At 51.7% G+C, this 24,782-nt stretch carries 27 protein-coding genes; 4 read left to right on the top strand and 23 right to left on the bottom strand.

The genetic code is table 11. The features are described 5' to 3' along the window. Positions 1-2: 2 nt before the first annotated feature. Positions 3-1,673, bottom strand: coding sequence for an ABC transporter substrate-binding protein (locus tag FGS84_RS05290; protein ID WP_138306640.1), 1,671 nt, complete (start codon positions 1,671-1,673; stop codon positions 3-5). Between the two features lie 252 nt (positions 1,674-1,925). On the opposite strand from FGS84_RS05290, the gene citC reads away from it, so the two are divergent. Further along, the gene (citC, locus tag FGS84_RS05285; protein WP_138306639.1) at positions 1,926-2,981 is read left to right on the top strand and encodes a [citrate (pro-3S)-lyase] ligase; all 1,056 of its coding nucleotides are present in this window, start codon (positions 1,926-1,928) and stop codon (positions 2,979-2,981) included. Between the two features lie 117 nt (positions 2,982-3,098). Further along, a complete protein-coding gene (locus FGS84_RS05280) occupies positions 3,099-3,440 on the top strand; it encodes a cyclic-di-AMP receptor (protein WP_138306638.1) in 342 nt (113 codons plus the stop codon). Between the two features lie 74 nt (positions 3,441-3,514). Here the strand turns inward: FGS84_RS05280 and rpsR are convergent, their stop codons facing one another. From rpsR to FGS84_RS05215, 13 genes are all read right to left on the bottom strand, one after another. Continuing rightward, positions 3,515-3,784 carry a 30S ribosomal protein S18 gene (gene rpsR / locus FGS84_RS05275; protein WP_002568382.1) on the bottom strand — a complete coding sequence of 90 codons (270 nt, stop codon included), beginning with the start codon at positions 3,782-3,784 and terminating at the stop codon, positions 3,515-3,517. Between the two features lie 37 nt (positions 3,785-3,821). Further along, entirely contained in the window at positions 3,822-4,286 is a 465-nt protein-coding gene (locus FGS84_RS05270; RefSeq protein WP_138306637.1) for a single-stranded DNA-binding protein, read from the bottom strand. A gap of 49 nt (positions 4,287-4,335) precedes the next feature. Further along, a complete protein-coding gene (gene rpsF / locus FGS84_RS05265; protein WP_002585697.1) occupies positions 4,336-4,623 on the bottom strand; it encodes a 30S ribosomal protein S6 in 288 nt (95 codons plus the stop codon). Positions 4,624-4,802: 179 nt separating this feature from the next. Next, positions 4,803-5,006: a DUF951 domain-containing protein gene (locus tag FGS84_RS05260; protein WP_138306636.1), complete on the bottom strand. Its 204-nt coding sequence runs from the start codon at positions 5,004-5,006 to the stop codon at positions 4,803-4,805. Between the two features lie 46 nt (positions 5,007-5,052). Continuing rightward, on the bottom strand, positions 5,053-6,045 hold the full coding sequence (locus tag FGS84_RS05255) for an aldo/keto reductase (RefSeq protein WP_138306635.1): 993 nt from the start codon (positions 6,043-6,045) through the stop codon (positions 5,053-5,055). Positions 6,046-6,180: 135 nt separating this feature from the next. After that, positions 6,181-6,903, bottom strand: coding sequence for an NAD-dependent protein deacylase (locus FGS84_RS05250; RefSeq protein ID WP_138306634.1), 723 nt, complete (start codon positions 6,901-6,903; stop codon positions 6,181-6,183). A gap of 138 nt (positions 6,904-7,041) precedes the next feature. Continuing rightward, entirely contained in the window at positions 7,042-8,169 is a 1,128-nt protein-coding gene (locus tag FGS84_RS05245) for a GNAT family N-acetyltransferase (RefSeq protein WP_138306633.1), read from the bottom strand. Continuing rightward, positions 8,166-9,098: a phosphatidylglycerol lysyltransferase domain-containing protein gene (locus FGS84_RS05240; RefSeq protein WP_347563794.1), complete on the bottom strand. Its 933-nt coding sequence runs from the start codon at positions 9,096-9,098 to the stop codon at positions 8,166-8,168. The genes FGS84_RS05245 and FGS84_RS05240 overlap by 4 nt, the downstream gene beginning before the upstream one ends. Before the next feature lie 154 nt (positions 9,099-9,252). Beyond that, a complete protein-coding gene (locus FGS84_RS05235) occupies positions 9,253-10,866 on the bottom strand; it encodes an SPOCS domain-containing protein (protein ID WP_138306631.1) in 1,614 nt (537 codons plus the stop codon). 72 nt (positions 10,867-10,938) lie between these two features. Then, the gene (locus tag FGS84_RS05230; protein WP_138306630.1) at positions 10,939-11,811 is read right to left on the bottom strand and encodes an ATP-binding protein; all 873 of its coding nucleotides are present in this window, start codon (positions 11,809-11,811) and stop codon (positions 10,939-10,941) included. 26 nt (positions 11,812-11,837) lie between these two features. Then, on the bottom strand, positions 11,838-12,515 hold the full coding sequence (gene cysE / locus FGS84_RS05225; protein WP_138306629.1) for a serine O-acetyltransferase: 678 nt from the start codon (positions 12,513-12,515) through the stop codon (positions 11,838-11,840). 179 nt (positions 12,516-12,694) lie between these two features. Further along, on the bottom strand, positions 12,695-13,120 hold the full coding sequence (locus FGS84_RS05220; protein ID WP_138306628.1) for a protease complex subunit PrcB family protein: 426 nt from the start codon (positions 13,118-13,120) through the stop codon (positions 12,695-12,697). Positions 13,121-13,199: 79 nt separating this feature from the next. Continuing rightward, positions 13,200-14,240, bottom strand: coding sequence for a branched-chain amino acid aminotransferase (locus FGS84_RS05215; RefSeq protein WP_138306933.1), 1,041 nt, complete (start codon positions 14,238-14,240; stop codon positions 13,200-13,202). Between the two features lie 219 nt (positions 14,241-14,459). On the opposite strand from FGS84_RS05215, the gene FGS84_RS05210 reads away from it, so the two are divergent. Together FGS84_RS05210 and FGS84_RS05205 are read left to right on the top strand one after the other, a co-directional pair. Then, positions 14,460-15,047, top strand: a complete 588-nt coding sequence (locus tag FGS84_RS05210; protein ID WP_138306627.1) for a TetR/AcrR family transcriptional regulator — start codon at positions 14,460-14,462, stop codon at positions 15,045-15,047. Positions 15,048-15,350: 303 nt separating this feature from the next. After that, positions 15,351-16,886, top strand: coding sequence for a sodium/proline symporter (locus FGS84_RS05205; RefSeq protein WP_138306626.1), 1,536 nt, complete (start codon positions 15,351-15,353; stop codon positions 16,884-16,886). Between the two features lie 132 nt (positions 16,887-17,018). Here FGS84_RS05205 and spoIIID read toward each other — a convergent pair whose 3' ends face one another. From spoIIID to FGS84_RS05160, 9 genes are all read right to left on the bottom strand, one after another. After that, the gene (gene spoIIID / locus FGS84_RS05200; protein ID WP_138306625.1) at positions 17,019-17,294 is read right to left on the bottom strand and encodes a sporulation transcriptional regulator SpoIIID; all 276 of its coding nucleotides are present in this window, start codon (positions 17,292-17,294) and stop codon (positions 17,019-17,021) included. A gap of 123 nt (positions 17,295-17,417) precedes the next feature. Continuing rightward, positions 17,418-18,836, bottom strand: a complete 1,419-nt coding sequence (locus FGS84_RS05195) for a four-carbon acid sugar kinase family protein (RefSeq protein ID WP_138306624.1) — start codon at positions 18,834-18,836, stop codon at positions 17,418-17,420. A gap of 20 nt (positions 18,837-18,856) precedes the next feature. Next, on the bottom strand, positions 18,857-19,669 hold the full coding sequence (locus FGS84_RS05190) for a 3-keto-5-aminohexanoate cleavage protein (RefSeq protein WP_138306623.1): 813 nt from the start codon (positions 19,667-19,669) through the stop codon (positions 18,857-18,859). Positions 19,670-19,745: 76 nt separating this feature from the next. Continuing rightward, the gene (locus tag FGS84_RS05185; RefSeq protein ID WP_138306622.1) at positions 19,746-20,099 is read right to left on the bottom strand and encodes a cupin domain-containing protein; all 354 of its coding nucleotides are present in this window, start codon (positions 20,097-20,099) and stop codon (positions 19,746-19,748) included. A gap of 100 nt (positions 20,100-20,199) precedes the next feature. Then, positions 20,200-20,937, bottom strand: coding sequence for a GntR family transcriptional regulator (locus FGS84_RS05180; RefSeq protein ID WP_138306621.1), 738 nt, complete (start codon positions 20,935-20,937; stop codon positions 20,200-20,202). A 77-nt stretch (positions 20,938-21,014) separates the two neighbouring features. Continuing rightward, positions 21,015-22,286 carry a TRAP transporter large permease gene (locus tag FGS84_RS05175; RefSeq protein ID WP_138306620.1) on the bottom strand — a complete coding sequence of 424 codons (1,272 nt, stop codon included), beginning with the start codon at positions 22,284-22,286 and terminating at the stop codon, positions 21,015-21,017. 1 nt (position 22,287) lies between these two features. Continuing rightward, a complete protein-coding gene (locus tag FGS84_RS05170; RefSeq protein WP_138306619.1) occupies positions 22,288-22,770 on the bottom strand; it encodes a TRAP transporter small permease in 483 nt (160 codons plus the stop codon). A gap of 10 nt (positions 22,771-22,780) precedes the next feature. Continuing rightward, positions 22,781-23,800: a DctP family TRAP transporter solute-binding subunit gene (locus tag FGS84_RS05165; RefSeq protein WP_138306618.1), complete on the bottom strand. Its 1,020-nt coding sequence runs from the start codon at positions 23,798-23,800 to the stop codon at positions 22,781-22,783. A gap of 99 nt (positions 23,801-23,899) precedes the next feature. Then, the gene (locus FGS84_RS05160; protein WP_138306617.1) at positions 23,900-24,571 is read right to left on the bottom strand and encodes an aspartate/glutamate racemase family protein; all 672 of its coding nucleotides are present in this window, start codon (positions 24,569-24,571) and stop codon (positions 23,900-23,902) included. Between the last annotated feature and the right edge of the window lie 211 nt (positions 24,572-24,782).

Genomic DNA, 24,782 nt, shown 5'->3' with positions numbered 1-24,782 from the left:
TCCTACCTGGACACATCCCACTGCTCCACATGGTTGAGGAAGCCATAGACACTGGGCTTAACTCCGGTCAGACGTTTATTGGCTGCCGCCATGGTCTTGATAATGTAGGCGGAAAACATAGGCACATCTTCCTGGACATTTCTGTCCACAATCCCATACAATTCTTTCAGCTTGTCCTTGTCATTTGTCAGGGCCACATTTGCCAAGGCTTCCTCCACCTCCGGATTGGTATAGCCGGTCCAGCTTCCCTCACCCCCTAATAGCCAGGCAACATCCGCGTAGGGGTCCACCGGCGGATAGGTGTACTGTACGGCCAGCACGTCGAAATCCCCGCTGGAGGCAGTGCTCATCAGGGTATTGATATCCATGGTCTGGATATCTGCCTTGATGCCCACCGCAGCCCACTGGGCAGCCATGACAGAAGCCGCATTCACAAAGGTGCTGTCCCCTGAGTCAATACAGAAACGGATGCTCTTATTCTGGTCCCATCCGCTCTCCGCCAGCAGGCTCTTTGCCTTTTCCGGGTCATAGGAAACAGGCTCCAGGGAACTGTCAAAATAAGGACTGGCAGATGACAGGAAACCGTCCACCACTTCTCCGTTTCCCTTTAAAAGCTGGTCCAGAAGCTGGTTCCGGTCCACTGCATACAGCATGGCCTGACGCACCCTTGCATCGGTGATTCTGGCTGTGTTGATGAACACGGACTGGTTGGTAATGGGGTCGCCGTAAGAGACTTCCACGTTCTCCAGCGCCGACACGCTCTCATAATCCTCCAGCGGAATGGTGCTCATGGTGTTCTGGGTAATGTCGATTTCCCCGGACTTAAGGCCTGCATAGAGCTGGCTGCCTTCCACGATTTTTATATTAAGGCGCTCAATCCCGGGAGCACCCTTCCAGTAATCCTTGTTGGCCTCATAGGACACATAGTGGTCACGGTCAAATTCAGTTACCTTATAGGGACCGCTCACCACGTCCGGATGGCTGAACCATGGGTCTGAAGCCAGCGCCTTCTCGTCAATATCCCCTATCACATGCTTTGGAAGGGGCATGAGATAGCGGGCATAGGAGCTGTTAAAGGTTATTAGGGACATGGGTGCCTTGGTGGTAAAACGAACAGTCTTATCATCCACCCTGGTAATCCCCTCCACATGGTCAGCCCCTTCTTCCACAAAGCCGTCGTCTCCAACGCCTTCAAATACATAATACATCATGGCCGGGTTTCCAATAACCGGGCTGCACAGCCTGAGGGCCGTGTATACCACATCATCCGCCGTAACCGGAGTCCCGTCGGACCATACCGCCTTATCGTCAATGTGCACCAGGAAATTCCTCTCATCCTCCGCTGTCACGGAATCTGCCAGCATTCCTTCAAACTCCATGTTCTGGTCCAGTTCCATCAGCGGCAGAAACATGAGGCCCGTGGCATATTTATTCATCTCCACACCGTCCATCAGCAGCGGATTCAGCGTATTAAGGGAGCTGGTCACGCCAATGTTGACGATTTTCCCGCCGTCAGAGGCAGCTGCCTGGGTCTGACCTGACTCCGTCTGCCCTGACGGCTGGCTGCCGCCTTTGCCCGCGCATCCTGCTGCTGACAGAACCATAACCGCAGATACAGCCAGGGCAAGACATCTGCCTGCCATTCTTCCTGCTGTTCCTTTTGTATATTTCATAAATCTCCTCCTTAAAACCATGGAGCGCCCATAGATGCGCCCCGGCCGCCGGCACCTATTGTACATCTCTACACGGCGCGGCGCTGAGTCATGTGACAAAACCACACTATTCATAGTAAATTAGTATGGTTTTATTTATATCATTACATGCTATAAATGTCAATAGCTCAATCCCCCCGGCTTTCAAAATAAAGTGGAAATTTACTCCAAACTGCTATAGAATAAAGGTAGAAAGCGTAAAAGGAGCAACGTATGTCGGATTATTTCATATCACAAATCAGCCCCAAAGACAAAGCCGCCAGCCAGCAGCTGGACCGGCTGCTGACAGCAGAAGGCATCCGCAGGGACGGTAACCTGGACTATACCTGCGGCATGTTTGATGAGGACATGAATCTGATAGCCACCGGCAGCTGTTTTGGCAATACGCTCCGGTGTCTGGCCGTGAGCAGCAGCCATCAGGGCGAGGGGCTTATGAACCAAATCATGACCCATCTTATGGAAATTCAGGTATCCCGCGGAAATACCCACCTGTTCCTGTATACAAAATGCAGTTCCGCCCGTTTCTTTGGGGACCTTGGTTTCTATGAAATTGCACGGATAGACGGCCAGGTGGTTTTTATGGAAAACCGGAGAAATGGATTTTCCTCCTATTTACAGAGGCTCTCCGGGGAGTCCGGCATCCATGCCCCCCGTGAAAGATGCGCTGCCCTGGTGATGAACGCCAATCCCTTCACCCTCGGCCATCTGTATCTGACAGAACGGGCAGCGGAGGAAAATGACACTGTCCACCTGTTCATGGTCAGCGAGGAGGCAAGCCTTGTGCCCTTCCAGGTGCGCAGGCGCCTGGTAATGGAGGGTACCGCCCACCTGAGCAATCTCATATATCATGACAGCGGCCCCTATATCATCAGCAGCGCCACCTTTCCCAGCTACTTCCAAAAAGACATGGACGCTGTCATTGAAAGCCATGCGCGGCTGGACCTGGCCATCTTTGCAAAAATCGCCGCCGCCCTGGGAATCCGCAGACGCTACGTGGGTGAGGAGCCTCACAGCCAGGTAACAGGTATCTATAACCGGATTATGGAAACAGAACTGCCAAAAGCCGGAATCCAATGCACTGTTATCCCCCGCATACAGCAGAACGGCGCTGCCATCAGCGCTTCCACAGTCCGCAGGGCTATCAAGGAAAACCAGATGGAGCTTCTGCCGTCCCTTGTGCCGCCATCCACCCTGAGGTACCTGCTCAGTGAGGAAGCTGTCCCTGTTCTTAGCAGAATCCGCCAGGCAGAAGATGTGGTGCACTATTAATCAGGACAAGCCATATCCAATAAAAGTAAAAACCAGGATAGCCATCCCCTCCGCATTATGGTACAATGCCTTATAATAAACAAACCAAACTCTCAATGAGGTAACGGAGGTATTCTTATGGATATGAACGTGATGCTGATTATCGTACAGGAGAATGACGCTGAGGCCCTGGCATCTGCATTTAAGAGAAACCAGATTCAGGCCACCAGGATAGACGCCAAGGGACTGGTGTCCAGCAGGAAGCTCAATGTATTCCTGGTTGGCACAGAACGGATAGACGAGGTATTGCAGCTGGTATCCTCCAACTGCAAAGAACGCGCCGTGGAGATAGAGGACCAGGAATACAACGGCCACATGTTTGTGGATGTGCAGAAGACTATCGTCATAGGGGGCGCTACCATCTTCATCATGGGCGAGGCCAGATTGGTGAAGGTCAAGGGGGGATGCTGCGGGGATTAGCAAAAAACGGGACTCCATATGCAATATATGGAATCCCGTTATCTTTTACGCTTTAATCCCTGCAAAACAAACCATTAATCGCAGGTATACGGCATCAGAGCGATGTGACGTGCGCGCTTGATAGCTACAGTCAGGGCTCTCTGGTGCTTTGCACAGTTGCCAGTGATACGGCGGGGAAGGATTTTTCCTCTCTCGGATACGTATCTCTTTAACTTGTTAACATCCTTGTAATCGATGGTTCCGTTCTTATCTCCACAGAATACACAAACTTTTTTTCTTCTGCGCATTCCGCCTGGTCTTCTCATCTTAGCGCCATCTGGTCTGTCTGTTTTATTAAATGCCATTGGTGTTGTCCTCCTTTATTATTAACCATGGAACATTCTAGTTAAATGGAAGTCCTTCGTCCTCCACTCCGTCAGGAATGTTCATAAACCCATCACCAATCGCACTGGTAGGAGCCGGTCTCTGAGACGGAGCTGCCTGGGCATATCCTCCCATATCAGATGCCGCACCCTTACTGTCTGCGAATTCCTGGTCATCCAAAATGACCTCGGTGGTGTATACTTTCTGACCTTCTTTATTTACATAGCTACCTGTCTGGATTCTGCCTGACACAAGCACCCGCATTCCCTGACGGAAATACTTCTCGGCGAACTCGGCAGCGCGGTCAAATGCAACACAGTTGATAAAATCGGCTGTCTGCTGGTCTGAAGAACTGTCCTGGTTCCTGCGGCCCCTTCTGTCCACTGCAAGTGAGTACCTGGCAATGGCCATGGAACGCTCTCCCTGTGAATATCTGACTTCCGGGTCTCTTGTCAATCTTCCCATTAAGATAACTCTGTTCATACGGTCACACTTCCTTTTTCTCTCCCGCCACAGGCGGTCTGGGTATCTCTTATGCCTCTGTCTTAACGCATAAGTATCTGATTACTGGTTCCATAATACGAATGTGAGCCTCTACTTCATTCGGGCATACAGAATCAGACTCGAACTGGATGAAGTAGTAGTAAGCTTCGTGCATCTTCTGAATCTCGTAAGCAAGTCTCTTCTTGCCCCATTCATCTACATTTGTTACAGTGCCGCCGAAACGGGTGATGTAACCCTTTACCTTTTCGATTGCTGCTGCACGCTGCTCGTCTTCCAGCTTCACATTCAGAACAACGGTTAATTCATACTTGTTCATCTTGCTTTACCTCCTTGTGGTCTCTGGCCCCTGCTTTCAGTAACAGGAGCAAGGATATAATATGTCACGGAGTATTATTTTAACAAATTCCCGGGACAAATGCAAGATGTTTTTTTGTTTTTTATTACGTTTTATTACGCTTTTATGGCGGATTTCAGGATATTTCCCCTGACAGCGCCCTAAGAACCCGCGTTTGCCTTGGTAAGCCCTCTGGTATTTTTCTCCACCAGCCTGCGGGCAATCATAATCTGATGTCCGCATCCCATGCATTTGAGCCGGAAATCAGCTCCCACCCTGAGGATTTCCCACTGGCTGCTGCCGCAGGGATGGGTTTTTTTGAGCTTTACTATGTCCCCTACTTCATAATTCAACTTTTCGTTCATGTACGCGACTCCATTTCTGTATATCGGTCTGACCGCCGCCCGGCTGTCACGCTTTCAGAATGCCTTCTATCCCAGCCAGTTCCTCCTGGCTGAATGTCAGGTTTGCCAAAGCCTTTGCATTATCCTCCAGCTGGGCAATGCTGCTGGCCCCTATGAGCACGCTGGTAACTTCCTTCCTGCGGAGCACCCAGGCCAGGGCCATCTGCGCCAGGGACTGTCCCCGCTCCCCGGCCACTCTGTCCAGGGCTCTTATTTTAGCCAGCTTGTCCTCTGTCAGGTATCTTCCGCCTATGGTGGTCCCTTTCCTGGAAGCCCTGGAGCCTTCCGGTATCCCTTTCAGATACCTTCCTGTCAGAGCGCCCTGAGCCAGGGGGCTGTAGCATATGCAGCCCACGCCCTGACGGTCCAGAAGCTCCAGAAGTCCGTCCTCCACCCAGCGCTCAAACATATTGTACCTGGGCTGGTGAAGCAGGCAGGGTGTTTTGTTCTCCTTCAGGATGCGGATGGCTGCCTCTGCCTCCTCTGCCTGATAATTGGAAATTCCCACATACAGGGCCTTTCCCCGGCGCACTATGTCAGACAGGGCCTCCATGGTTTCCTCCAGAGGCGTATCCGGGTCCGGACGGTGGTGGTAAAATACATCCACATATTCCAGCCCCATACGCTTTAAGCTGGAATCCAGGCTGGCCATAAGGTACTTCCTGGAACCCCAGTTGCCGTAGGGTCCGGGCCAGAAGTCAAATCCTGCCTTTGTGGATATAAACAGCTCATCCCTGTACCTTCCCAGGCCGTCCCGAAGAGCGGCTCCGAAATTCTCCTCCGCCCTGCCCACTGCCGGAAACCCATAATTGTTGGCCAGGTCAAAATGGGTGATTCCCATATCGAATGCCCTGAAGAGAACTGCCTCCTGTTCCTCCAGGCTCTTTTCCAGCCCAAAATTCTGCCACAGTCCCAGGGATATCCTTGGAAGCAGGATACCGCTCCTGCCGCTGCGCTTATATTCCATTGTGTTATATCTGTTCTCTGCCGCCTGATACATCTGCTGTTCCTTCCTTTCCTGTCCGATTGTGGGTTTGAAAATAACGTTCCGCCAGATGCACGTCACCCTTTGCGGGAGTTTGGGGCCCCATGAAGGAGGCGCAGCGGGCGGCGGAAATGAAATTTCAAACTGCCCCTAGTCAACCACAGCCCCAAGTACCTCCCCGATACGGTGGCTGATAACCAAATCCGCCTGGGAGTCCCGTGAAGTGGCCGCTTTATTGATGAGCACCAGCTTATTGCCCCTGTAATAATCAATCAGCCCGGCCGCAGGATATACTACCAGGGAGGTTCCTCCTATGATAAGCATGTCCGCATGTCTGATATAATCCACGGCTTTCTGCAGGGTCCTGTTGTCCAGCCCCTCCTCATAAAGGACCACGTCCGGTTTAATCACGCCGCCGCAGCTGCAGCGGGGCACGCCCTGGCTTGCTGCAATGTAGTCCAAATCATAAAACTGTCCGCATCTGGTGCAGTAATTCCTATGTACACTGCCATGGAGCTCCAGTACCTCCCTGCTTCCCGCCATCTGGTGAAGGCCGTCTATGTTCTGGGTAATGACCGCCTTAAGCTTTCCTCTGTCCTCCAGCCGTGCCAGGGCCTTATGGGCTTCGTTGGGAGCAGCCCCGGCAAAGAGCATCCTGTCCTTATAAAAGCGGTAAAACTCCTCCGGATACCGCATATAAAAGCTATGGCTGATGATAGTCTCAGGCGGGTATTTGTATTGCTGGTTATAAAGCCCATCCACGCTGCGGAAATCCGGAATCCCGCTTTCCGTGGATACTCCGGCCCCGCCAAAGAACACAATGTTACCGCTGCCGTCAATCCATTCCTTTAACTGCTGCCATTTTTCATCCATAACATTCCCCTCCTGATTCTGCCGTCCCGCTCATAATATATTCACAGACCGCATCTTTGGCCGCCGCGCTCCGCCTGTCCTGGGGACCGCACCCCGGCCGCCAGACTCCGGCTGTCCCGCGGTCCGGCTCCGCCGCTGCTACACAACCTCATCCAGATACACGCCATCCAGGGCCCGCACATACGCGCACCAGAAAGGCGCTCCGTCCTGACTTCCATCCGCCAGCTCCTCCAGGGTTCTGTATCCAAAGAGCCAGGACGCCAGCTGTTCTATGGTTATATCCAAAACCTCCGAGGACACCAGTGTACCCGGAAAAACAGGCTCCCCGGCGTCTTCCCTGGCATGGACCGCTGACAGGGACACCCCCCTCTTTGTGAGGGACGACCCGTTTCCGTCTATTTTCCATTTCCACAAACCGCTGTTTTCCGGTATCAGCGAGTCATGGATATTGACCATCACATCCATGGCAGGGCAGGGACACCCTTCATCCAGGACAATGGCTTCCATAAAGGACATCACATCGGTGATGCGGGCCATGATGGCCGGCCTGGGCGGGTACTGGGAATTGTCCGGTTCCAGCCATTCATCCCTGCCTGCGTACAGGAACCTCTGGCTCTGCTTTTTAAGACCCCAAAATGCCTGGAATGCCTGGAGTGCCCCTGTGCCGTCGTACCATCCGTATATGTTTCCGGCCTCGCTGTCCAGCTCAGCCTGAAGCATCTCCATATAGTCCCGGTCACGCAGCGCATACACCTGGAACCGTGAAGACAGCCAATGGTTCATCCAGCCGGCCAGGGAGGAACAGAGATTCCCGTCCAGCCTCAGTTCCCGCCTGTGAAGGCATTTCTGCGCCTCAGGCCCCAGCCTGTAGCGGGGCTGGTCAAATATATACCGGAATCCAAAGGGCCTGTATATATCCGGCGACGCCGGCATGAGGTAGCAGAAGGGTTTCCTGTCCTGATGCATGTCATCCAGCATCCTCATGAGCACATCCCTCATGTGTCCGCGGTGACGGCTGTCCGCTGCCGTGGCAACCCCCACAATATAATCCAGGTTCCACATCTTCTTTCCCACATTTACCCTGTACGGATTCATATGGGCCATGGTAACGATACGGCCCCTGTCATCCTCCTTCACCAGTACAGCGCTCTGTAATATCTTTTTATCAAAATAATAGTCTGCAAATTCCCTGGAATCCTCCGGAAATGCTTCCTCCCACAGGGGCCTGCACGCCCCGAACTCACGTTTCTCCAAATACCGAATCATCGTTCCCTCACCATATATTTTCTTGCAAACCCAATGGGATTATAACTCATTTTGGCTTTTCTAAGGCCCTCCATCCCCACATCGTCCTCCCTGTTCACCAGCTCGGCCTCGGGGAATTCATTTACCAGGAACTGCTGGTTGATAAACTGGTACAGTCCCCTGATTTCAGGATTGGCCTTCTCAATGTGGATGACAGCCATATTCTCCCGTACATTCAGGCTTCCAATGGTAAATGCCTCCAGCTGCCCGTCGATATAAACCCCTGCCATCCTCACATAGAGGCTGGAACAGTTCTTAAGTATGTCGTGAATGCCTGCCACCTCATAGTCCAGGGACAGCTCCATGGCGCCCACTTCCTCCTTGTGCTGCCTCCAGCGCTCCATGAACTGCCACACCTCATGCCGGTCGGAACAGCAGAGACGCCTGTACTCATATCTGCCTTCGTACGTGCGTTTAAAGCCGTTCAGATGGTTTCTCTTCTTGACGAACTTCTTCCCTTCCAGCTTTCTCAGTTCCTCGCCGCTGTAGAGATAGTCCTTTAAATCCACCTGTTCTTCCACCTCGAACAGGGCCGGGTCCAGATTAAGGTATTGGACCGCCTCCTCATCGGCCAGGGAAATATAGAACGGCTTATGGAGCACCCCTGAAAAATAGTCCACCATCTGCTGAAAGAAATAAGGCAAATCCTCCTCCCTGCACAGAGGCATGGCAGTGGAAACCTGTCCGTCCTTTTCCATGAGCCACAGGACGGCTCTTCCCTCGCTCACCGCACACCGTACATGATAATAGTCCTTCCACAAAAAACTGTCCAGAAACACGCTGTCGCATGTCTTATTGGGCCTCAGCCCATAAAAGGGCCGGAGCCTGTCTATATCCCCGGCCACTACCGGCTTAAAATCCAAATCCATAGTATAACAACCTCTTTTCATTTAACTTCTGATAGTATACCATAAAACCGGGTTCTATAACAGTTTTTTTGCTTCACAGGAAAAAGACCTGGAAGCCTTTTTGTTTCCAGGTCTCTTTTAATTCCCAGACTTCTTTTTTCCAGAGCTGCCCGGCCTCTCTCGGCGGAATCCGGCCCTACAAGCCCTGGGCAATCTCTTTCACCAGCAGCAGCCTCTGCCCCTGTTTCACCTGGTCGTCAGCCAGTTCATTGGTGGATATGATATTGCCAACGGTTGTATGGAATTTTTTTGCGATTCCCCACAGGCTGTCTTCCGGCTGTACAATGTATCCCACGATTCCCGGCAGCTCCTGCAGCTTCTCCAAATCCATGGGGTGGATGGCAGCTCCTGTAATCACGGGTTCGCACACAGGCTGCAGCACCAGGAAATCCAGGGCAATCACAGCCTTCACTTCCACCATATCCCCGCCCATCATCACTGCGCTGAGCTGTTCCAGGCCCGCGTCCAGCTGGTATACGCTGTCCTCCCGGATTCCTCTGGCCTCGGCCACGCAGTGGAAGGGCACCTGCTCCACAGAGGACTGGACCGGTGACGTGTCGTCGCTGGTAAGGTATAACAGGGTCACCTCCAGCACGCCGTCAATTTCCAGACAGTCATCCCCGATTTCCACCTCATCCAGCTTGATGGTCCCCTCGTTGTGGCAAATCTGAAGAATCCGCTCAGCCTGGGGCAGACTCAGCTTCTCCGCCACCTTGGACTTGCACACATTCCTGGTCAGTATCTGGTCGAAACAGGCATCCGAACGGTTCAGCTCTATTTCCCGGTTGTTGGAGTACATGTCGCTTAAGAGCTCCACTTCCTCCTCCTCATAGAGCTTGATATCCAGCTCCAGCACCGCGTCCACGTCCATTTCCCGCATTTCCCCGTCATAGTCGGGCTTGGCTTCCATATCCTTATGGGCCAGGCGCACGGTCACCATGGGAATCTGCTCCTCCTTCACATCGCTCATTTCCATGTCCCCTGAAAATGGTATGGTCTCCTCCAGCCACTGGACAGGCATATTTTCATCCTCTGCCCCGTAAATGACAAACACGCTCAGTTCGCCGTCCAGATGAAGCCTGCCGTCCAGGGGTTTCGCCGTCACGTCCCTCAGCTTCATCTCCCGCCATAATAACTGCCCTATGTTGGGCTTGCCTCCGGTAAGGCTCAGTTCCTCCTTAATCCGGTATGTATCCTTGCGCCTTACAGCAATGGCCGCTGCATTGGCCGTGCGTTTCAGCGTCTCCACCTGCACCTGTCCCGCCCCGTCCGTGTCAGACATACCGGCCCCGGCGGGCCGGCTGCTGTTTTCCATGTCCACATCCACGGCTGCTTCCACATCCCTCAGGGTCTCCACCCGCACCTGAAGGGTTATAATGGCCTGGACCCCCAGTTTCCTGGAATTAATCATATCCGTGTTAAGGTCCTCCAGCATCCAGTTAAGGCCCACATAATCCTTTTCCTCCAGTCCCTGGACATTGACCACCTCTTCAAAGGGAATATTGCCGCCCAGAGTCTGGAGTCCGCCGCTCTCCTTCCGGTAAAGCACCTGGAATTCCAGCTTGCCCTTTACCGCCACCTTATCTCCCTGGTTCTTCACTGTCTCAATCTGTATCTCGCCGGTGTCCAGCATGACCTGCTCCATATCATCCAGGGTATCCGGTACAATAAAGTCATCATCCAGGGTAATCTGCGTGGTTACGTTGCCCTTCCATTGGTTCATATGTATCTGCTTCTTTATTAATTCCATAAAAAACACCTGCCATCTCTCATAGTCTTTTAGAAAAATCTATGCGGACAGCAGGTGATTTATGCTCTTTTTCTATCTTTCATCGTATTCGTCCATGAAATGGCGGCGGACCCCGTCCTTTACATAGCCAAGGCAGGCATCCAGGTTGATGTTCTCAACGCTTTTCATGATATTTGCGTCTATAAAGGGGCTGGTTTTTCTGAGGGAACGGATAAGTTCCTTCATCTCCTGGCGCTTGGAGGTGTGGACAATGTCGGCCGCCTCCCCCGCCATTCCCCTGGCCGCCTGTTCCTCTGCAATCTGCTCCGTAAACCGGCAGGCGCACTGCAGGAAATGCAGGCTGTTGTAATCCTTCCAGGCCAGTATATCCTCTTCCTTTACATAATACAGGGGGCGGATTAACTCCATGCCCTGAAAATTGGTGCTGTGAAGCTTGGGCATCATGGTGTTAATCTGGCCTCCGTAAAGGATTCCCATAAGAATGGTCTCAATCACGTCGTCAAAATGATGACCCAATGCTATTTTATTGCAGCCCAGCTCCCTGGCATGGGCGTACAGATATCCCCTTCTCATGCGGGCGCACAGGTAACAGGGCGACTGCTTCACGTCCACCACAATGTCAAATATATCTGAATCAAAGATGCGCACAGGTATATTCATAAGGGCTGCATTATCTTCAATAAGCTTTCTGTTGTCCGGATTGTACCCCGGGTCCATGACAATGAACTCCAGCTCAAAATCCGTCCGGCTCTGGCGCTTCAACTGCTGGAGGCATTTGGCCAGAAGCATGGAATCCTTTCCTCCGGATATGCAGACAGCCACCTTGTCGCCGTCCTTTATCATCTCATAATCCTGAAGCCCCCTGACAAAGGGGCGCCATATCTCCCTGCGGAACGCTTTGATGATGCTCCGCTCTATATTTACATGGGGTGCTTCCTGTTTCATGTGCAGTGTATCTTCTCCTGGGTGGGTTATTTTTCCGTATCAGCCGGCCTGGATTGGGCATCTTTCCGGGCATCCCTTAAGGCGTCCTTCAGGAAACCAATCTCCTTCTCCATCTGCTCCATACGCCGTTTCATACCTTCATACTCTTCGGGCGTCAGACTCTTCTTTTCCTTTGGTATGGTAACGCCATCCTTCTTGATTGCGCGGGCGGGTATGCCGACAGCGGTCACATTATCCTCCAATGGCTTCAGCAAAACTGCATTGGCTGCAATGGAACAGTTATCGCCAACCTCAAACGCGCCCAGGATTTTGGCGCCTGCGCCTACCATTACATTATTGCCCAGGGTGGGATGGCGTTTCCCCTTCTTGGTACCCACGCCGCCCAGGGTAACGCCCTGGTAAATGGTGCAGTTATCACCCACCACAGTGGTCTCGCCGATAACCACCCCGCATCCGTGGTCAATCAGGATGCCGTGTCCCAGCCGGGCGCCCGGGTGAATCTCAATAAGAGTAAAGAAACGGGCAATCTGGGAAATCAGCCTGGCAATGAAAAACATCCTGTGGTTATAAAACCAGTGGGCAAACCGGTGCCATATAAGGGCATGGACTCCCTGGTACAGAAGAAATACCTCCAGGGCATTGCGGGCAGCGGGGTCACGTTCCTGTACGGCCTTGATGTCAAGCCATATGTCCTTGAATATCATATTTACTCCAGCCTTTCTTTAACAAGTTAACACAATGCTACGGTAATACGACATTTTCCTAAAAAGATTAAATATCGTATAGTATAGCATATGATATTCAAATTAAAAAGAGCTTTTTACACTTTACAACCTGTTTCATAGCTCTTTTCAGGCTTTTGTCTCCCCCCTGCCCTTTTATACTACTGGAATACCACAGGATTCTCCAGATACTCGGTTCTGATTACAATATATGGAAATGACTGTTCCGCGCCGGCGTTCTCCCCCTTTTCAGGTCCCTTCAGCTCTGTATTGATGACAATGGAGTTGTCGGTGAGATAGAGCTCGTTGACGCTGATGCTGTAACCCCCTGTGGGCTGTACGCCGTAACCCACTGCTATGTACAGATTCTGTTCATCGCTGTATGTGAGTTTAAACGGCTGCTGCTGTTTCTCAGCAATCAGATTCTTAAGCTCATCCGGCACATCCATATCGCCTGCCACTGTGAAATCCAGGTCCCTGACCTTATCTCCGCTGTCCTTTGATGCAGAACAGCCGGCCAGCCACAGGGTCATGGCAAACAGCATCATGAGCCCAAGGTACACGTTACCCTTAATCGTTCCTTTCATGTTAAAAACCTCCCGGAATATATGATACAATTACTATCAATATATTCCGGGAGGCTCTGATTATGCGTTGAAATGCCCGCTATACTATTTTCCTGATCCAGCCCTCAGGCGCTTCGATGGTGCCCATCTGAATGCCGGTAAGGGTATCGTACAGCTTCCTGGTAACAGGTCCCATGGCGTCCATGCCGCTTGGGAAGCAGATTTCCCTGCCGTGGTCCACAATCTTGCCCACAGGGGAGATGACGGCTGCTGTTCCGCACAGTCCGCACTCTGCAAAATCATCCAGTTCAGAAAGCTTCACAGGTCTCTGGGTCACCTTAAGGCCCAGATAATGTTCTGCCACGTACACAAGGGAACGCCTTGTAATGGATGGAAGGATGGAATCAGACTGAGGCGTCACCACCTGGCCGTCCTTTGTGACAAACAGGAAATTGGCTCCGCCTGTCTCCTCGATATATGTCCTGGTACCCGGGTCCAGGAACACGTTCTCGTCATATCCTGCTGCATGGGCCGTGACAGATGCGTGAAGGCTCATGGCGTAGTTCAGTCCGGCCTTTACATGTCCGGTGCCGTTGGGTGCTGCGCGGTCAAAATCGCTGACGCAGAGAGTCAGAGGTTTTGCGCCTCCCTTAAAGTATGGGCCCACGGGCGTTCCAAAAAGTCTGAACTGGTACTCCTGGGAAGGCTTGACGCCGATAACAGGACCTGAGGCAAACATATAGGGTCTGAGGTAAAGGGTTGCTCCGCTTCCGAATGGAGGCACCCAGGCAGCGTTGGCCTTAACCACCAGGTCCACTGCCTCCAGGAATCTCTCCTTGGGGAAGGGCGGCATCTCCAGCCTTCTGGCGGAATTCATCATACGCTCTGCATTCAGGTCGGGGCGGAATGTGACAATGCTTCCATCCTCAGTTGTATAAGCCTTAAGGCCCTCAAAAATCTCCTGGCAGTACTGAAGAATACCCGCACACTCATTAATCACCACATTGGGGTCAGAGGTCATGGCGCCCTCATCCCATGCTCCGTCTTTATAATTCGCCACATAGCGCTTGTCCGTGGGCATATAGGAAAATCCGATATTTCCCCAGTCCAGGTCTTTCTTTTCCATAGTCAATTCCTCCATTCGGGTAGATATAAAATGTATTTTGAACACAATTATAATCGTATTAATCCGCAAAATCAATGGGTTCCTCGCAAATATACTATACAATTCCTGCATATCAGCCATAACCTCTCCTGTAATTCACATTCCCCATAAACACCTGGCAGCTGCATTGCGAAACCCGGCAAACTGTGTTAAGTTATAAAATAGGAATGAACCAACGCAAGGAGATGTGCATACATGACCAAGAAAAACGCCCGCAACACCCGCGGAAAGATTGTAAACGCAGCATGGCAGCTGTTCTATGAGCAGGGATATGAAGATACCACGGTGGAGGAAATCATCGAACTCTCCCGTACCTCCAAAGGGTCCTTTTACCACTACTTCGACGGTAAGGACGCGCTTCTCAGCACCCTGAGCCTGCTCTTTGACGAGAAATACGAGGAACTTATGGATACCCTTACGCCGGAGATGTCTGCCATGGACAAGCTCCTCTTTCTAAACAGCGAACTTTTCGGAATGATTGAGAACAGCATATCCCTGGACCTGCTGGCCCGCCTTCTCTCCACCCAGCTGGTCACCTCCGGCGAAAAGCACCTGCTGGACCACAACCGGACCTATTATAAGCTGCTCCGCAGAATCATTGCCCAGGGACAGGAATCCGGAGAACTGAACGCTGAGACAAGTGTCAATGAGATGGTCAAGCTTTACGCCCTGTCGGAACGCGCCCTGTTGTACGACTGGTGTCTGTGCGCAGGCGAATATTCCCTGCGCAGATACAGCGCCTCTGTCATGCCTGCGTTCCTGAGCAGTTTTCTGCCCAGGTGAGGACACGGTTATATCCGGCATCCTTACCCTGCCTGCCGCTTGGTCTTAATCCGGCACCGGCAGGCAGGGCCTGTTTGTATCCTATATCTGTTTGGTTATATGTATAATTATTTTTTCTCTTATAGTGTTCCATAATCGTCTAGTAATATTTTATTGTAAATGCGTCATTTTTTCTCTAATTCTTAATCTTTAGTCTAGTATTTAGTCTATACTTTGTTCTGTATTGCGTTCCACCCATCCCCATGCTATAATGTCAGCATTATGTCTGTTTTCCGCAAAGGAACACATAACAGGAGGGTAATCATGAGTACTGGACAAATAGGAATCCTGGCAGCCATTGTCGTGTATCTGGCAGCCATGGTGTATGTAGGTTTTTATTTCAGCAAAAAAGGCGGCGGTGATTCCGCCGACGAATTCTACCTGGGCGGCCGTAAACTGGGCGCCCTGGTAACTGCCATGAGCGCCGAGGCATCGGATATGAGCAGCTGGCTTCTCATGGGCCTGCCGGGAGTCGCATACCTGACCGGCATCGCAGACGCAGGCTGGACCGCCATCGGCCTGGCCGTGGGTACATACCTCAACTGGCTGATTGTGGCCAAGCGCCTTCGCCGCTATTCCGTTGTCTGCAAAGCCATCACCATACCGGACTTCTTCTCCCGCCGTTACCGGGATGACAGGAACATATTAATGTGCATTGCCGCCATTGTAATCCTGATTTTCTTTATCCCCTATACCGCATCGGGCTTCAAGGCTGTGGGAACCCTGTTCAACAGTCTGTTCGGCGTGAATTACCATGTGGCAATGATAGCCGGTGCCGTGGTCATCATCGGATACACGGTCATGGGCGGCTTCATGGCAGTGTCCACCACGGACCTGATTCAGAGCATTGTCATGAGTATTGCGCTGGTTATCATTGTATTCTTTGGCATCCATGTGGCCGGAGGCTGGAGCGCGGTGGCTGACAATGCCCGTTCCCTGGCAGGATATCTGAGCATGACACATATCCACAGCATGGCTGACAACACAGCGTCCCCCTATGGTTTTATAACCATATTGTCCACCCTTGCATGGGGACTGGGATATTTCGGAATGCCCCATATCCTTCTCCGATTCATGGCCATCAGCCATGAGGATAAGCTGAAAACATCACGCCGCATTGCATCTGTCTGGGTTGTCATCTCCATGTTCGTGGCCATCCTCATTGGTATCATCGGATACGGCGCATCTGTGGCCGGAAGCATTCCCATGTTCTCCTCCAGCTCTGAATCTGAGACTGTTATCATCCGGCTGGCGGATTTGCTGGGACGAAACGGAGTCCTGCTGTCTGTTGTGGCAGGGGTGGTACTGGCAGGTATCCTGGCCTGTACCATGTCCACAGCTGACTCCCAGCTGCTGACAGCTGCTTCAGGCGTATCGCAGAACCTGCTTCAGGACTTCCTGAAGATAAAAATGGATTCCAGGGCTTCCATGACAGCTGCCCGCCTTACCGTTGTGGGCATTGCCCTGGTGGCCATCCTGCTGGCCTGGAATCCCGACAGTTCGGTATTTACCATTGTCTCCTTTGCCTGGGCTGGTTTCGGCGCCTCCTTTGGTCCGGTAATGCTCTTTGCCCTGTTCTGGAAGCGCAGCAATCTAAAGGGCGCCCTGGCAGGCATGATTTCCGGAGGCATCATGGTGTTTGTGTGGAAATACGGCGTGCGCCCCTTGGGCGGCGCCTGGAATATTTATGAACTGCTTCCCGCCTTCATCGTGGCCTGCGTTGCCATTGTAGCCGTGTCGCTGATGACAGAAGCCCCGTCCAGAGAAATCTGCGATGAATATGATTCTGTGGGAAAATAGGACTGCATACAAAATACAAAAACCGCTGTTTTCAGATATGACTGTTTCTATCTGAAAATGGCGGTTTTCTCTTATCTATGGGTTTTCCATCTGCTGTTTATATGCCTGGCGTCTGCTTTTCTCCTGTGCCTTTTATTCCTCCTGCTTACTGCAGATAGCCAGTCTGTGCTGGTATTTCTCCCTGGTAGCCAACCCTCCCCGGATATGGCGCTCTGACTTATTCACATCCAGTACAATCCTGGCCTGGGCCGCCAGCCCCGGATTGATGTGCGCAAGCCTGTCAGTTACATCCTTATGTACCGTGGATTTGCTTATCCCAAATTTCTTCGCCGTCTGCCTTACCGTGGCATTGTGGTCTATGATGTAATTGGCGATGGCTACCGCACGTTCTTCAATATACTCCTTCAAAATGAGTCTCCTGAGGATTTTTTTATATCTTATGCAGGAGACAGAAGGATTAGCACATCCTGTACGGTTTCTGTCTTAAATTATTTTTAACTGTGCAGACGGTTTGACCGGCACCGCTGCCCTCTATCCCATCAATATCTCCACTGCCTCCCTAAGAGTTTCTGTTTCCCCTACATTTCCGGGAAATATGACATAAGGCGTCCCAGGGAAACGGCTCTCCGGTCCTGTGCGCCATACCGGTATGCCAGGACGGATTTGTCCCAGAACCGTGGCACGCTTTACCCTCAGGGCCTTGGTCCCCACATCGCTGGAGGTGATGCCGCCCTTGGCCACCACAAAGGCGGGCCGTACCTTCAGCCTGCCCACCAGCGACTGGACTGCATCGGAAATCCTCACCGACCGCACCAAAGCCTCCTCAGGGCTGTCATGTTCCAGGGAGAGCAGCTTTCTCCTGGTATAAACCGCAACCGTCACGCCCCGGCTTATCAGCTCCTCCTCCCGGCTTATGACAGAGCTGATTTCCTCCTGGAATTTCTCCTCATCCAATACCAAATCAGAATTAAACTCAATGAACCGGATTCCCTCCACGTTTTTTAAGGCCTCCAGCTGGCTGGTGGTCTTTTTCGTATGGGAGCCCACCACTATGATTCCGCCTGTACGGCAGTTTCCTGACACCATCTCTTCCCTGGACAAAAGAGGCCTCTGGCTGATGGCGCCGAATTCCTTTACAAATCCCGCCGCTGTGCGGAACATGAACCTGCGCCCCTGGTTCATGGCATCGTAAAGGGCAATGCAGAACACCTTCAGGTCACAGGCATCCACTGCATTTACCACGATTTTCCCAAAGTCATGGAGCGACAGCAGCTTCTTTGTAATAGCTGCATAATCCAGGCTGCGCAGCTCCTCCACAGAAACATCCAGCACCTCCCGGGCCGGGTATCTGCCGCCTGTCTTTTCCTCCACATATTCCTTTAAATTGGAACAATGGTATCCAAAGGTCTTATCCCCGGCAAACTCTGTCTCCCCCGCAGGTACAAGCTCATTCCCGTACTTTACATAGTGCACGTTTCCAATGGTAAAACGCCCGCCCTCCTTAAAATAAGGACAAATGATTTCCCCGTCAACAGCCCTTCCCCTGTATGTTTCCTCTGCCCCGGCCAGCAGCTCTGTCTCCAGGGGATAATGCCCCCTCAGGGTGGAATCTCCCCTGCTGACAATCACATAGTCAATTCCTGTCTCCTCTGACACCTTGGCCACGGTTTCCCCGATTTCCTGATGGGCCCTGGTGGTCTGCTCCACGGTAAATCCCCTGGAATTGGTCAGGATGTAAAACAGCTTTTTATCCTCCTCAAAGCCCCTCTTAACGCTGTCATAGGACCAATCCGTGTACACGGAAATGTCATGGACTGTCTGAACACCTGTGGGGTCGTCGTCCAGGACAATGATTTTATGTTTATCTTCCCGGCATTTTTCTTCCAGCAGGGCCTGTACGGTTTCCATATCCACTCCGGGGTACCGGTCTAATACAGATGCATTTAACATGGTTTGCATTCTCCTCTCTTCTATCTTCCGATGCAGAACAGGGACCTGGCCTCCTCCGGGGACATGGGTTCTTTATCCATGGCCCTGAGAAGCTTCACGGTCTTTTCCACAAGGGGTGCATTGGAGGAAACCCGGGTCTGCGCATCCAGGTAATTGCTGTCCTCAAATCCAATCCTTACGGTCCTGGCTCCCATGCCCACGGCGCCTGCCAGCAGCGAGAAATCCTTTCTGTGGGCCTGCGTAATGCCCCATATGGCGTTGGAAGGAATCATCTGAATCATGGCAGCCAGCGCCTGGGGCGTTGCCGGCGCTTCCCCCTCATGGCCCAGCACAATGCTGAATAAAACCGGGTCCGCAAAATCATATTTCCTCATCAGCTGCGCCATGGTCCAGGTATGGCCGATTTCAAATGTCTCCACCTCCGGGGTCTTTTTCTGCTTCAGGATTTCCCGGATGCAGTACTCCACATCGTCTATGGGATTGCAGTACACGTCCTTTCCCAGATTGGTGGAACCCACGTTCAGGGAACAGGCCTCCACCATATCGGAATACAGGGGGGCGCAGCGCTCCTGTATGTTCAGGTCCGACACCCCGCCTGTGGACACTTCGATGATAATATCCGAATCCCTGCGGATTAAGGCCAGCGTCTCCTCCAGTAATGTCATATCCGGCGTCAGACGGCCCTCCCTGTCCCTTACATGCAGGTGCACCATGGAAGCCCCCGCCTTATAGCACTGGTATACATCCTCTGCTATCTTCTCCGGTATAATGACCTTGTCCGTTGCAGCTACCGGTGCAACGGATACCAGAACCTTATTGTTTATATCTGTCATCTTTCCTGTCTCCTTCTTATGATTTTTCCCGGCTCAAAGCCTCTTCCCCGCCTTGAATCTTGTCTGCAATATTCATTTACGCATACAGTACCTGTGCAATCAATACCAGCGCATCCTCCCCTGTCTGGGCAATTCCGTGGGTGTCGCCGGGCTGGGCTGCGATGATATCCCCTTCCTCCAGATACTGCTCCTGTCCGTTGATGGTGTGGAGGGCCTTCCCCTTTACAATAACCATGGTCTCCATCTCACCCTCATGGGTATGGATGCCGATTGAGACGCCCGGATTCAGCGTATGGCGCACATAAGCCCTTCCCTTTCCCAGCATTTCCTCCTGTCCCATGAGGAGCTTTTCCATCCGGACAGTGCCGTTTCCGCCCATGCATCTGTCAATGGGCGTTATTTCCAAATCTTTTTTCTTCCTATATATCATATTAATTCTCCATTCTCTCAAAAAAATAAAGGGGCTGCTGCATCGTTGACTCCAGACACACAATCTGTCCTGTTCCAGCCATCATGCAGCAACCGCCTTGCTATTCATCTTTTACTTTTGCCCAGTACTGGTAATGCTCCTCTACAATCGCATATATGCCTGACGAATCCCTGTCCTGCAGAAGCTTCACGATTCTGCGGTGCAGGTCCAGGAAGTTCTCCACTTCCCCGTCCAGGAATATCCTGTCTATGGTCACCATGCGGGAGCGGCGCGTGATTTTATCCACGTAATTACAGATGGACTGAAGCATCACATTTTCCGTGATTCCCACAATGGCCATATGGAACTGGACGTCCGCCTCAAAAAGGCTGCGTGCCTGGGGCGTCTCCATATGAGCCTGGTATTCCAGTTCCTCCATGGCCTGTTCAATGGCTTCCATCTGGGTCTGCTCCAGGGATTTGGACCTCAGCTTATCCACTGCCAGCTGAAGGAGGCCCACATCAATTACCTTTCTCAGCTCCACAATCTGGCTGGTGGAATCCTTTTGCAGTATGATGCCGTAAAGAACCGGATAAATCATCCTGCTGTCATATTCCTGACTCACAAAGGTACCTTCCGCCCGCTTGATATGTACCACGCCGTAGGCCTCCAACACCTTAATGGCTTCCCGGACGGAATTCCTTCCAACTCCCATTGACTCCGACAATTCTGCTTCTGTAGGGATTTTGTCCCCTGGGTTTAGTTCTCCATTTATGATAGCATTGGTAATGTTGTCTACAATTTTATTAACAACTGACTGTCCTCCGACAGGTTCCTTTAAAAAACTGGTCTTTTCCATGCTGAACCTCCTTGCTGTGAACACTTATTCATAAGTATACATCATATGTTGGTTCAGCGCAATCTTCTGTTCCCTGCCTATGAAGGAATCAGGCACAGGGACAATGCCGGTATGTACGTGATGCACAGCAGCGCCAGAAGAGACATAAGCAGCAGCGGCACCATCTTACGGCATATTTCCTCAAACTTGACCTTTCCGATATCAGCCGCAACATACAGATTGGGTCCTACCGGAGGCGTTACCTGGCCAATGGACAGGTTCAGCACCAGGATGACGCCCAGCTGAATCATGTTGATATCCAGTGCCTTGGCAATGGGCATGATGATGGGAACCAGGATATAGAGGGCGCTGGTGTTATCCATGACGCAGCCCGCGCACAGGAATACAATGTTGATGATGAACAGCATGATGTACTTGTTGTCTGTAAGGGCCAGGGCCATTTCCGTAAGGGAAGCGGCAATTCCCTGCTGGGTCAGCACCCATGAGAAAATGCCTGCATTCATGATGATGAGCAGAATCATGCCCGTTGTCTTGGCAGTGGAGAATAATGTCTCCTTAAGCTCTGCCAGACGCAGCTCCTTGTAGACAAAGATTCCCACTATCAGGCTGTAAACAACCGCAACTGCCGCTGCCTCCGTAGGGGTAAAAAGTCCTGAATAAATACCTCCCAGTACAATCACCGGGCTTAAAAGCCCCCATATGGTATCCAGGAACAGCCTGCCTATTTCCTTTAAGGAAGCTCTCTGTGTATCTCCCTTCCATCCGTACCTCTTGGATTTAATGAACACCATGATGCACAGCATGAAACCGAATATAAGCCCCGGCACAATTCCCGACAGGAACAAATCGCCAATGGATTCCCCTGTAATCATGCCGTAGATAATGAACGTAATACTGGGAGGAATAACGGTTCCCAGGGAGCCTGATATGGCGGAAAGCGCGCTGGAGAATCCTGCGTCATATCCCTGTGCCACCATGGCGGGAATCAGGATGGAGCCCATGGCCGCCACGGTTGCCGTACCGGAACCGGAGATGGCCGCAAAGAACAGGGCCGCCACCACTGCCACATAGCCCAGTCCGCCGTGGACCGGTCCGATGATACTGTCCGCCAGGTTGATGAGACGTTTGGAAATACCGCCCTTGTCCATGATTGCGCCTGCAAGAACGAACAGCGGAATGGTCAGAAGGGAAAACTTCTGCACAGTAGCCTGCATCATGGAAGGAATGACGCCCAGCGGAGCGCCTGAAAATATCAGGGTCAGTGCGCTGGACACTCCCAGCACAATGGCAATGGGGATGCCGAATCCAATCATCACTGCCATGGAACCAAATAGAATCGCTGCTGACATATTATTTTCCCTCCTTTGCTAATCTGATTTCATACTGCACCATACGGGCGATGGAAAAAACCGCAGACAACGGAATGGCGATTCCAATGGTCCACTGGGGCATCTCCAGGACGCCTGTGAGCAGATGATAGTGATACTGCCTGTAAACCATCTGCGCCCCCCAGATAATCCAGATTCCATAGTTGGCAGAGCACAAAAGGAGTCTGCAGATACGGTATACCCTGCGCTTTGCGTCGGTAAATTTATCGGTCAGGTAATTAAAGCCCATATGGGAATCTGTTTTAAACACGCTGGCTGCGGCAAGACAGCAGACCCACACAAACATGGTGGTCACCAGCTCCTGGGTAAACGACATGTTAAACCAAGAAATTTTTCTTGAAAACACATTCATGAATGTGACAAGGGTCATGACAAGCAATGCAACCGAACAGAGATATTCCTCAAGATTCTCCCAGAAATCCTTTAAAAATCCTTTTTCTTTCATAGTACCCCTCCTAATTCTTATAACCGCCGGTAAACAGGTCGATTACATCCTGCCCCACGGACTTGGCATAATCGTCATAGATTCCGGCACAGGCTTTCTGGAACTCAGCCTTCTGCTCCTCTGTCAGCTCTGTGATAACGGTCCCTCCGTCCTTCAGCTTCTGGATGATGACAGCCTCGTTGTCAGCCAGGTAATCATTTCCCCAGTCCAGGGCCTGTGCCGCGCATTCCTTTACCAGGGCCTGGTCCTCAGGAGACAGCCTGTTCATGGTTTTCCGGCTCATAACCCAGATGGTGGTATCCCTTACACCGTCCCACAGGGTAACGTACTGCTGGACCTCTGCAAATTTAGAAGAATCAAACACCGCGATTGGATTTTCCTGTCCGTCAATGGTCTTCTGCTGAAGGGAGGTGTACACCTCTGAGAAATCCATGGCAGTGGGATTGGCCCCAAAGTAATTCCGGTACAGGTCAATGAAAATATTGGCGCCCGGCACACGTATGTTCATGCCCTTTAAATCCTCCGGCTTTGTTATCTCCTTCTTGCTGTTGGATATCTGCCTGGAGCCTGCATTATTAATCCCCAGCATCTCCATCTCCAGGTCGTTGCACCAGCCGTTCACCACCTCATGCACCTTGTCACTGTGGCAGAACGCCAGCAGGTCGTCTGAATTCGGGAACAGGAACGGGAGCCAGAACGAATAAAACTTCTTATCATAGTTGGCAATGTTTGGCGGTGCACAGGAATGGATGTCAATGTTGCCTGCCTGTACCAGCTCAATGGCCTTTGTCAGGTCCCCGCCCGACAGTCCGCAGTTGGAATAAATGTTTACCTCAATCCGTCCGTTGCTCCGCTCCTCCACCAGTTTTTTAAACTCCTGGGCAGTCAGGTCGCTTATGGACCCCGGACTCTGAGTATGGGTAAAATGAAGCACTACCTTCTTATCCCCGGCGGAACCACAGGCCGTCATGGACAATACCATGGCTGCAGCGCATACCGCTGCTGCCGCCTTTCTTAACCTTTTAAACATACTTCCCTCTCCCTTCGTTACAGGCACCCGGCACCTGTGCTCCAGGTGCTTATGCGCGATACATTCCGTATATTACATTCCATATATTATATTCTGTAATTACATTAATCCCTTCCTGACAAGGGCATCCCTTAATGCGGCAGCGCCGAATCTCGGACTGGATAATACTACTTTACCATACTTTTCATGAATATACTCCTCACAGTAGGCCATGGAACCCTGGGCAAAGAGAATGACATCCACCTGGTCCGCAATCTTACCGGCATACTCACTCATAAGGGCCTTAAACTGTTCCTGGTCCAGGCCAAAGGCGCCGTCCACCAGCGCATCCACCAGCTCCACCTGGCGGTTCATCTCTCTGGCAACCCTTAAAATGGTGTTCTTAGTAGGATTCAGGGTGGTGGGAAGGGTTGCCATGACACCGATTTTCTTTCCCTGACGTACCGCCTCGCGGCACATCTCCTCGTCCACACGCACAATGGGTATTCCTGTATAACGGCCTATATCCTGGGCAGCATCCGCCACCTCGCCAACCGAAGAACAAAGATTCAGAATGGCATCCGCACCCTCTGACACAGCCGTCATGTACATCCCCACCAGCCTGGCTGCCGGAGGAGGCGTCACATAACCAGCGTCCCTGACCTCTGCTAAAATGGATGGGTCCTGGTAACTGGCCACCTCCGTATCCTGAGGAAGGACAGCCCCTACCTCCTTCTCTACCAACTCAATCAACTCCGGTGTGGTGCTTGTGTAAACCAATGCTACTTTCATGAATCATCCTCCTATTATCGCTCTATTAGAACCAACGTCCAACATCCTATGTTTTGTGTTTTTAATATACTACATCCTACGTTGGTTGTAAATTGTGAATGTGCACACTGTTGAAAAAAATAATTGTGCACTTTTTACATAACAGGGGATTGGAACTGTGTATGGACAGGGAAAAGGACAGCTGCGTCACGGAATGCAGCTGCCCTTTTGG

Source organism: Clostridium sp. 1001271st1 H5 (assembly GCF_005845215.1).
In the GTDB taxonomy this organism is placed as follows: domain Bacteria; phylum Bacillota; class Clostridia; order Lachnospirales; family Lachnospiraceae; genus Enterocloster.
The sequence above is the reverse complement of the archived record's forward strand: the minus strand, read 5'-3'. Positions and strand labels throughout refer to the sequence as shown.

Excerpts from the sequence above, each read along its gene's own strand:
- FGS84_RS05195 (WP_138306624.1), bottom strand. The coding sequence starts at position 18,836 with ATGTTAAATGCATCTGTATTAGACCGGTACCCCGGAGTGGATATGGAA.
- FGS84_RS05215 (WP_138306933.1), bottom strand. The coding sequence starts at position 14,240 with ATGGAGGAATTGACTATGGAAAAGAAAGACCTGGACTGGGGAAATATC.
- FGS84_RS05235 (WP_138306631.1), bottom strand. The coding sequence starts at position 10,866 with ATGGAATTAATAAAGAAGCAGATACATATGAACCAATGGAAGGGCAAC.
- FGS84_RS05255 (WP_138306635.1), bottom strand. The coding sequence starts at position 6,045 with ATGTATCAGGCGGCAGAGAACAGATATAACACAATGGAATATAAGCGC.
- rpsF (WP_002585697.1), bottom strand. The coding sequence starts at position 4,623 with ATGAACAAGTATGAATTAACCGTTGTTCTGAATGTGAAGCTGGAAGAC.
- citC (WP_138306639.1), top strand. The coding sequence starts at position 1,926 with ATGTCGGATTATTTCATATCACAAATCAGCCCCAAAGACAAAGCCGCC.
- FGS84_RS05165 (WP_138306618.1), bottom strand. The coding sequence starts at position 23,800 with ATGTTTAAAAGGTTAAGAAAGGCGGCAGCAGCGGTATGCGCTGCAGCC.
- FGS84_RS05290 (WP_138306640.1), bottom strand. The coding sequence starts at position 1,673 with ATGAAATATACAAAAGGAACAGCAGGAAGAATGGCAGGCAGATGTCTT.
- FGS84_RS05175 (WP_138306620.1), bottom strand. The coding sequence starts at position 22,286 with ATGTCAGCAGCGATTCTATTTGGTTCCATGGCAGTGATGATTGGATTC.
- FGS84_RS05185 (WP_138306622.1), bottom strand. The coding sequence starts at position 20,099 with ATGATATATAGGAAGAAAAAAGATTTGGAAATAACGCCCATTGACAGA.
- FGS84_RS05270 (WP_138306637.1), bottom strand. The coding sequence starts at position 4,286 with ATGAACAGAGTTATCTTAATGGGAAGATTGACAAGAGACCCGGAAGTC.
- FGS84_RS05260 (WP_138306636.1), bottom strand. The coding sequence starts at position 5,006 with ATGAACGAAAAGTTGAATTATGAAGTAGGGGACATAGTAAAGCTCAAA.
- FGS84_RS05220 (WP_138306628.1), bottom strand. The coding sequence starts at position 13,120 with ATGAAAGGAACGATTAAGGGTAACGTGTACCTTGGGCTCATGATGCTG.
- rpsR (WP_002568382.1), bottom strand. The coding sequence starts at position 3,784 with ATGGCATTTAATAAAACAGACAGACCAGATGGCGCTAAGATGAGAAGA.
- cysE (WP_138306629.1), bottom strand. The coding sequence starts at position 12,515 with ATGATATTCAAGGACATATGGCTTGACATCAAGGCCGTACAGGAACGT.
- FGS84_RS05160 (WP_138306617.1), bottom strand. The coding sequence starts at position 24,571 with ATGAAAGTAGCATTGGTTTACACAAGCACCACACCGGAGTTGATTGAG.
- FGS84_RS05210 (WP_138306627.1), top strand. The coding sequence starts at position 14,460 with ATGACCAAGAAAAACGCCCGCAACACCCGCGGAAAGATTGTAAACGCA.
- FGS84_RS05280 (WP_138306638.1), top strand. The coding sequence starts at position 3,099 with ATGGATATGAACGTGATGCTGATTATCGTACAGGAGAATGACGCTGAG.
- FGS84_RS05230 (WP_138306630.1), bottom strand. The coding sequence starts at position 11,811 with ATGAAACAGGAAGCACCCCATGTAAATATAGAGCGGAGCATCATCAAA.
- FGS84_RS05250 (WP_138306634.1), bottom strand. The coding sequence starts at position 6,903 with ATGGATGAAAAATGGCAGCAGTTAAAGGAATGGATTGACGGCAGCGGT.
- FGS84_RS05170 (WP_138306619.1), bottom strand. The coding sequence starts at position 22,770 with ATGAAAGAAAAAGGATTTTTAAAGGATTTCTGGGAGAATCTTGAGGAA.
- FGS84_RS05245 (WP_138306633.1), bottom strand. The coding sequence starts at position 8,169 with ATGATTCGGTATTTGGAGAAACGTGAGTTCGGGGCGTGCAGGCCCCTG.
- FGS84_RS05205 (WP_138306626.1), top strand. The coding sequence starts at position 15,351 with ATGAGTACTGGACAAATAGGAATCCTGGCAGCCATTGTCGTGTATCTG.
- FGS84_RS05240 (WP_347563794.1), bottom strand. The coding sequence starts at position 9,098 with ATGAAAAGAGGTTGTTATACTATGGATTTGGATTTTAAGCCGGTAGTG.
- FGS84_RS05190 (WP_138306623.1), bottom strand. The coding sequence starts at position 19,669 with ATGACAGATATAAACAATAAGGTTCTGGTATCCGTTGCACCGGTAGCT.
- FGS84_RS05180 (WP_138306621.1), bottom strand. The coding sequence starts at position 20,937 with ATGGAAAAGACCAGTTTTTTAAAGGAACCTGTCGGAGGACAGTCAGTT.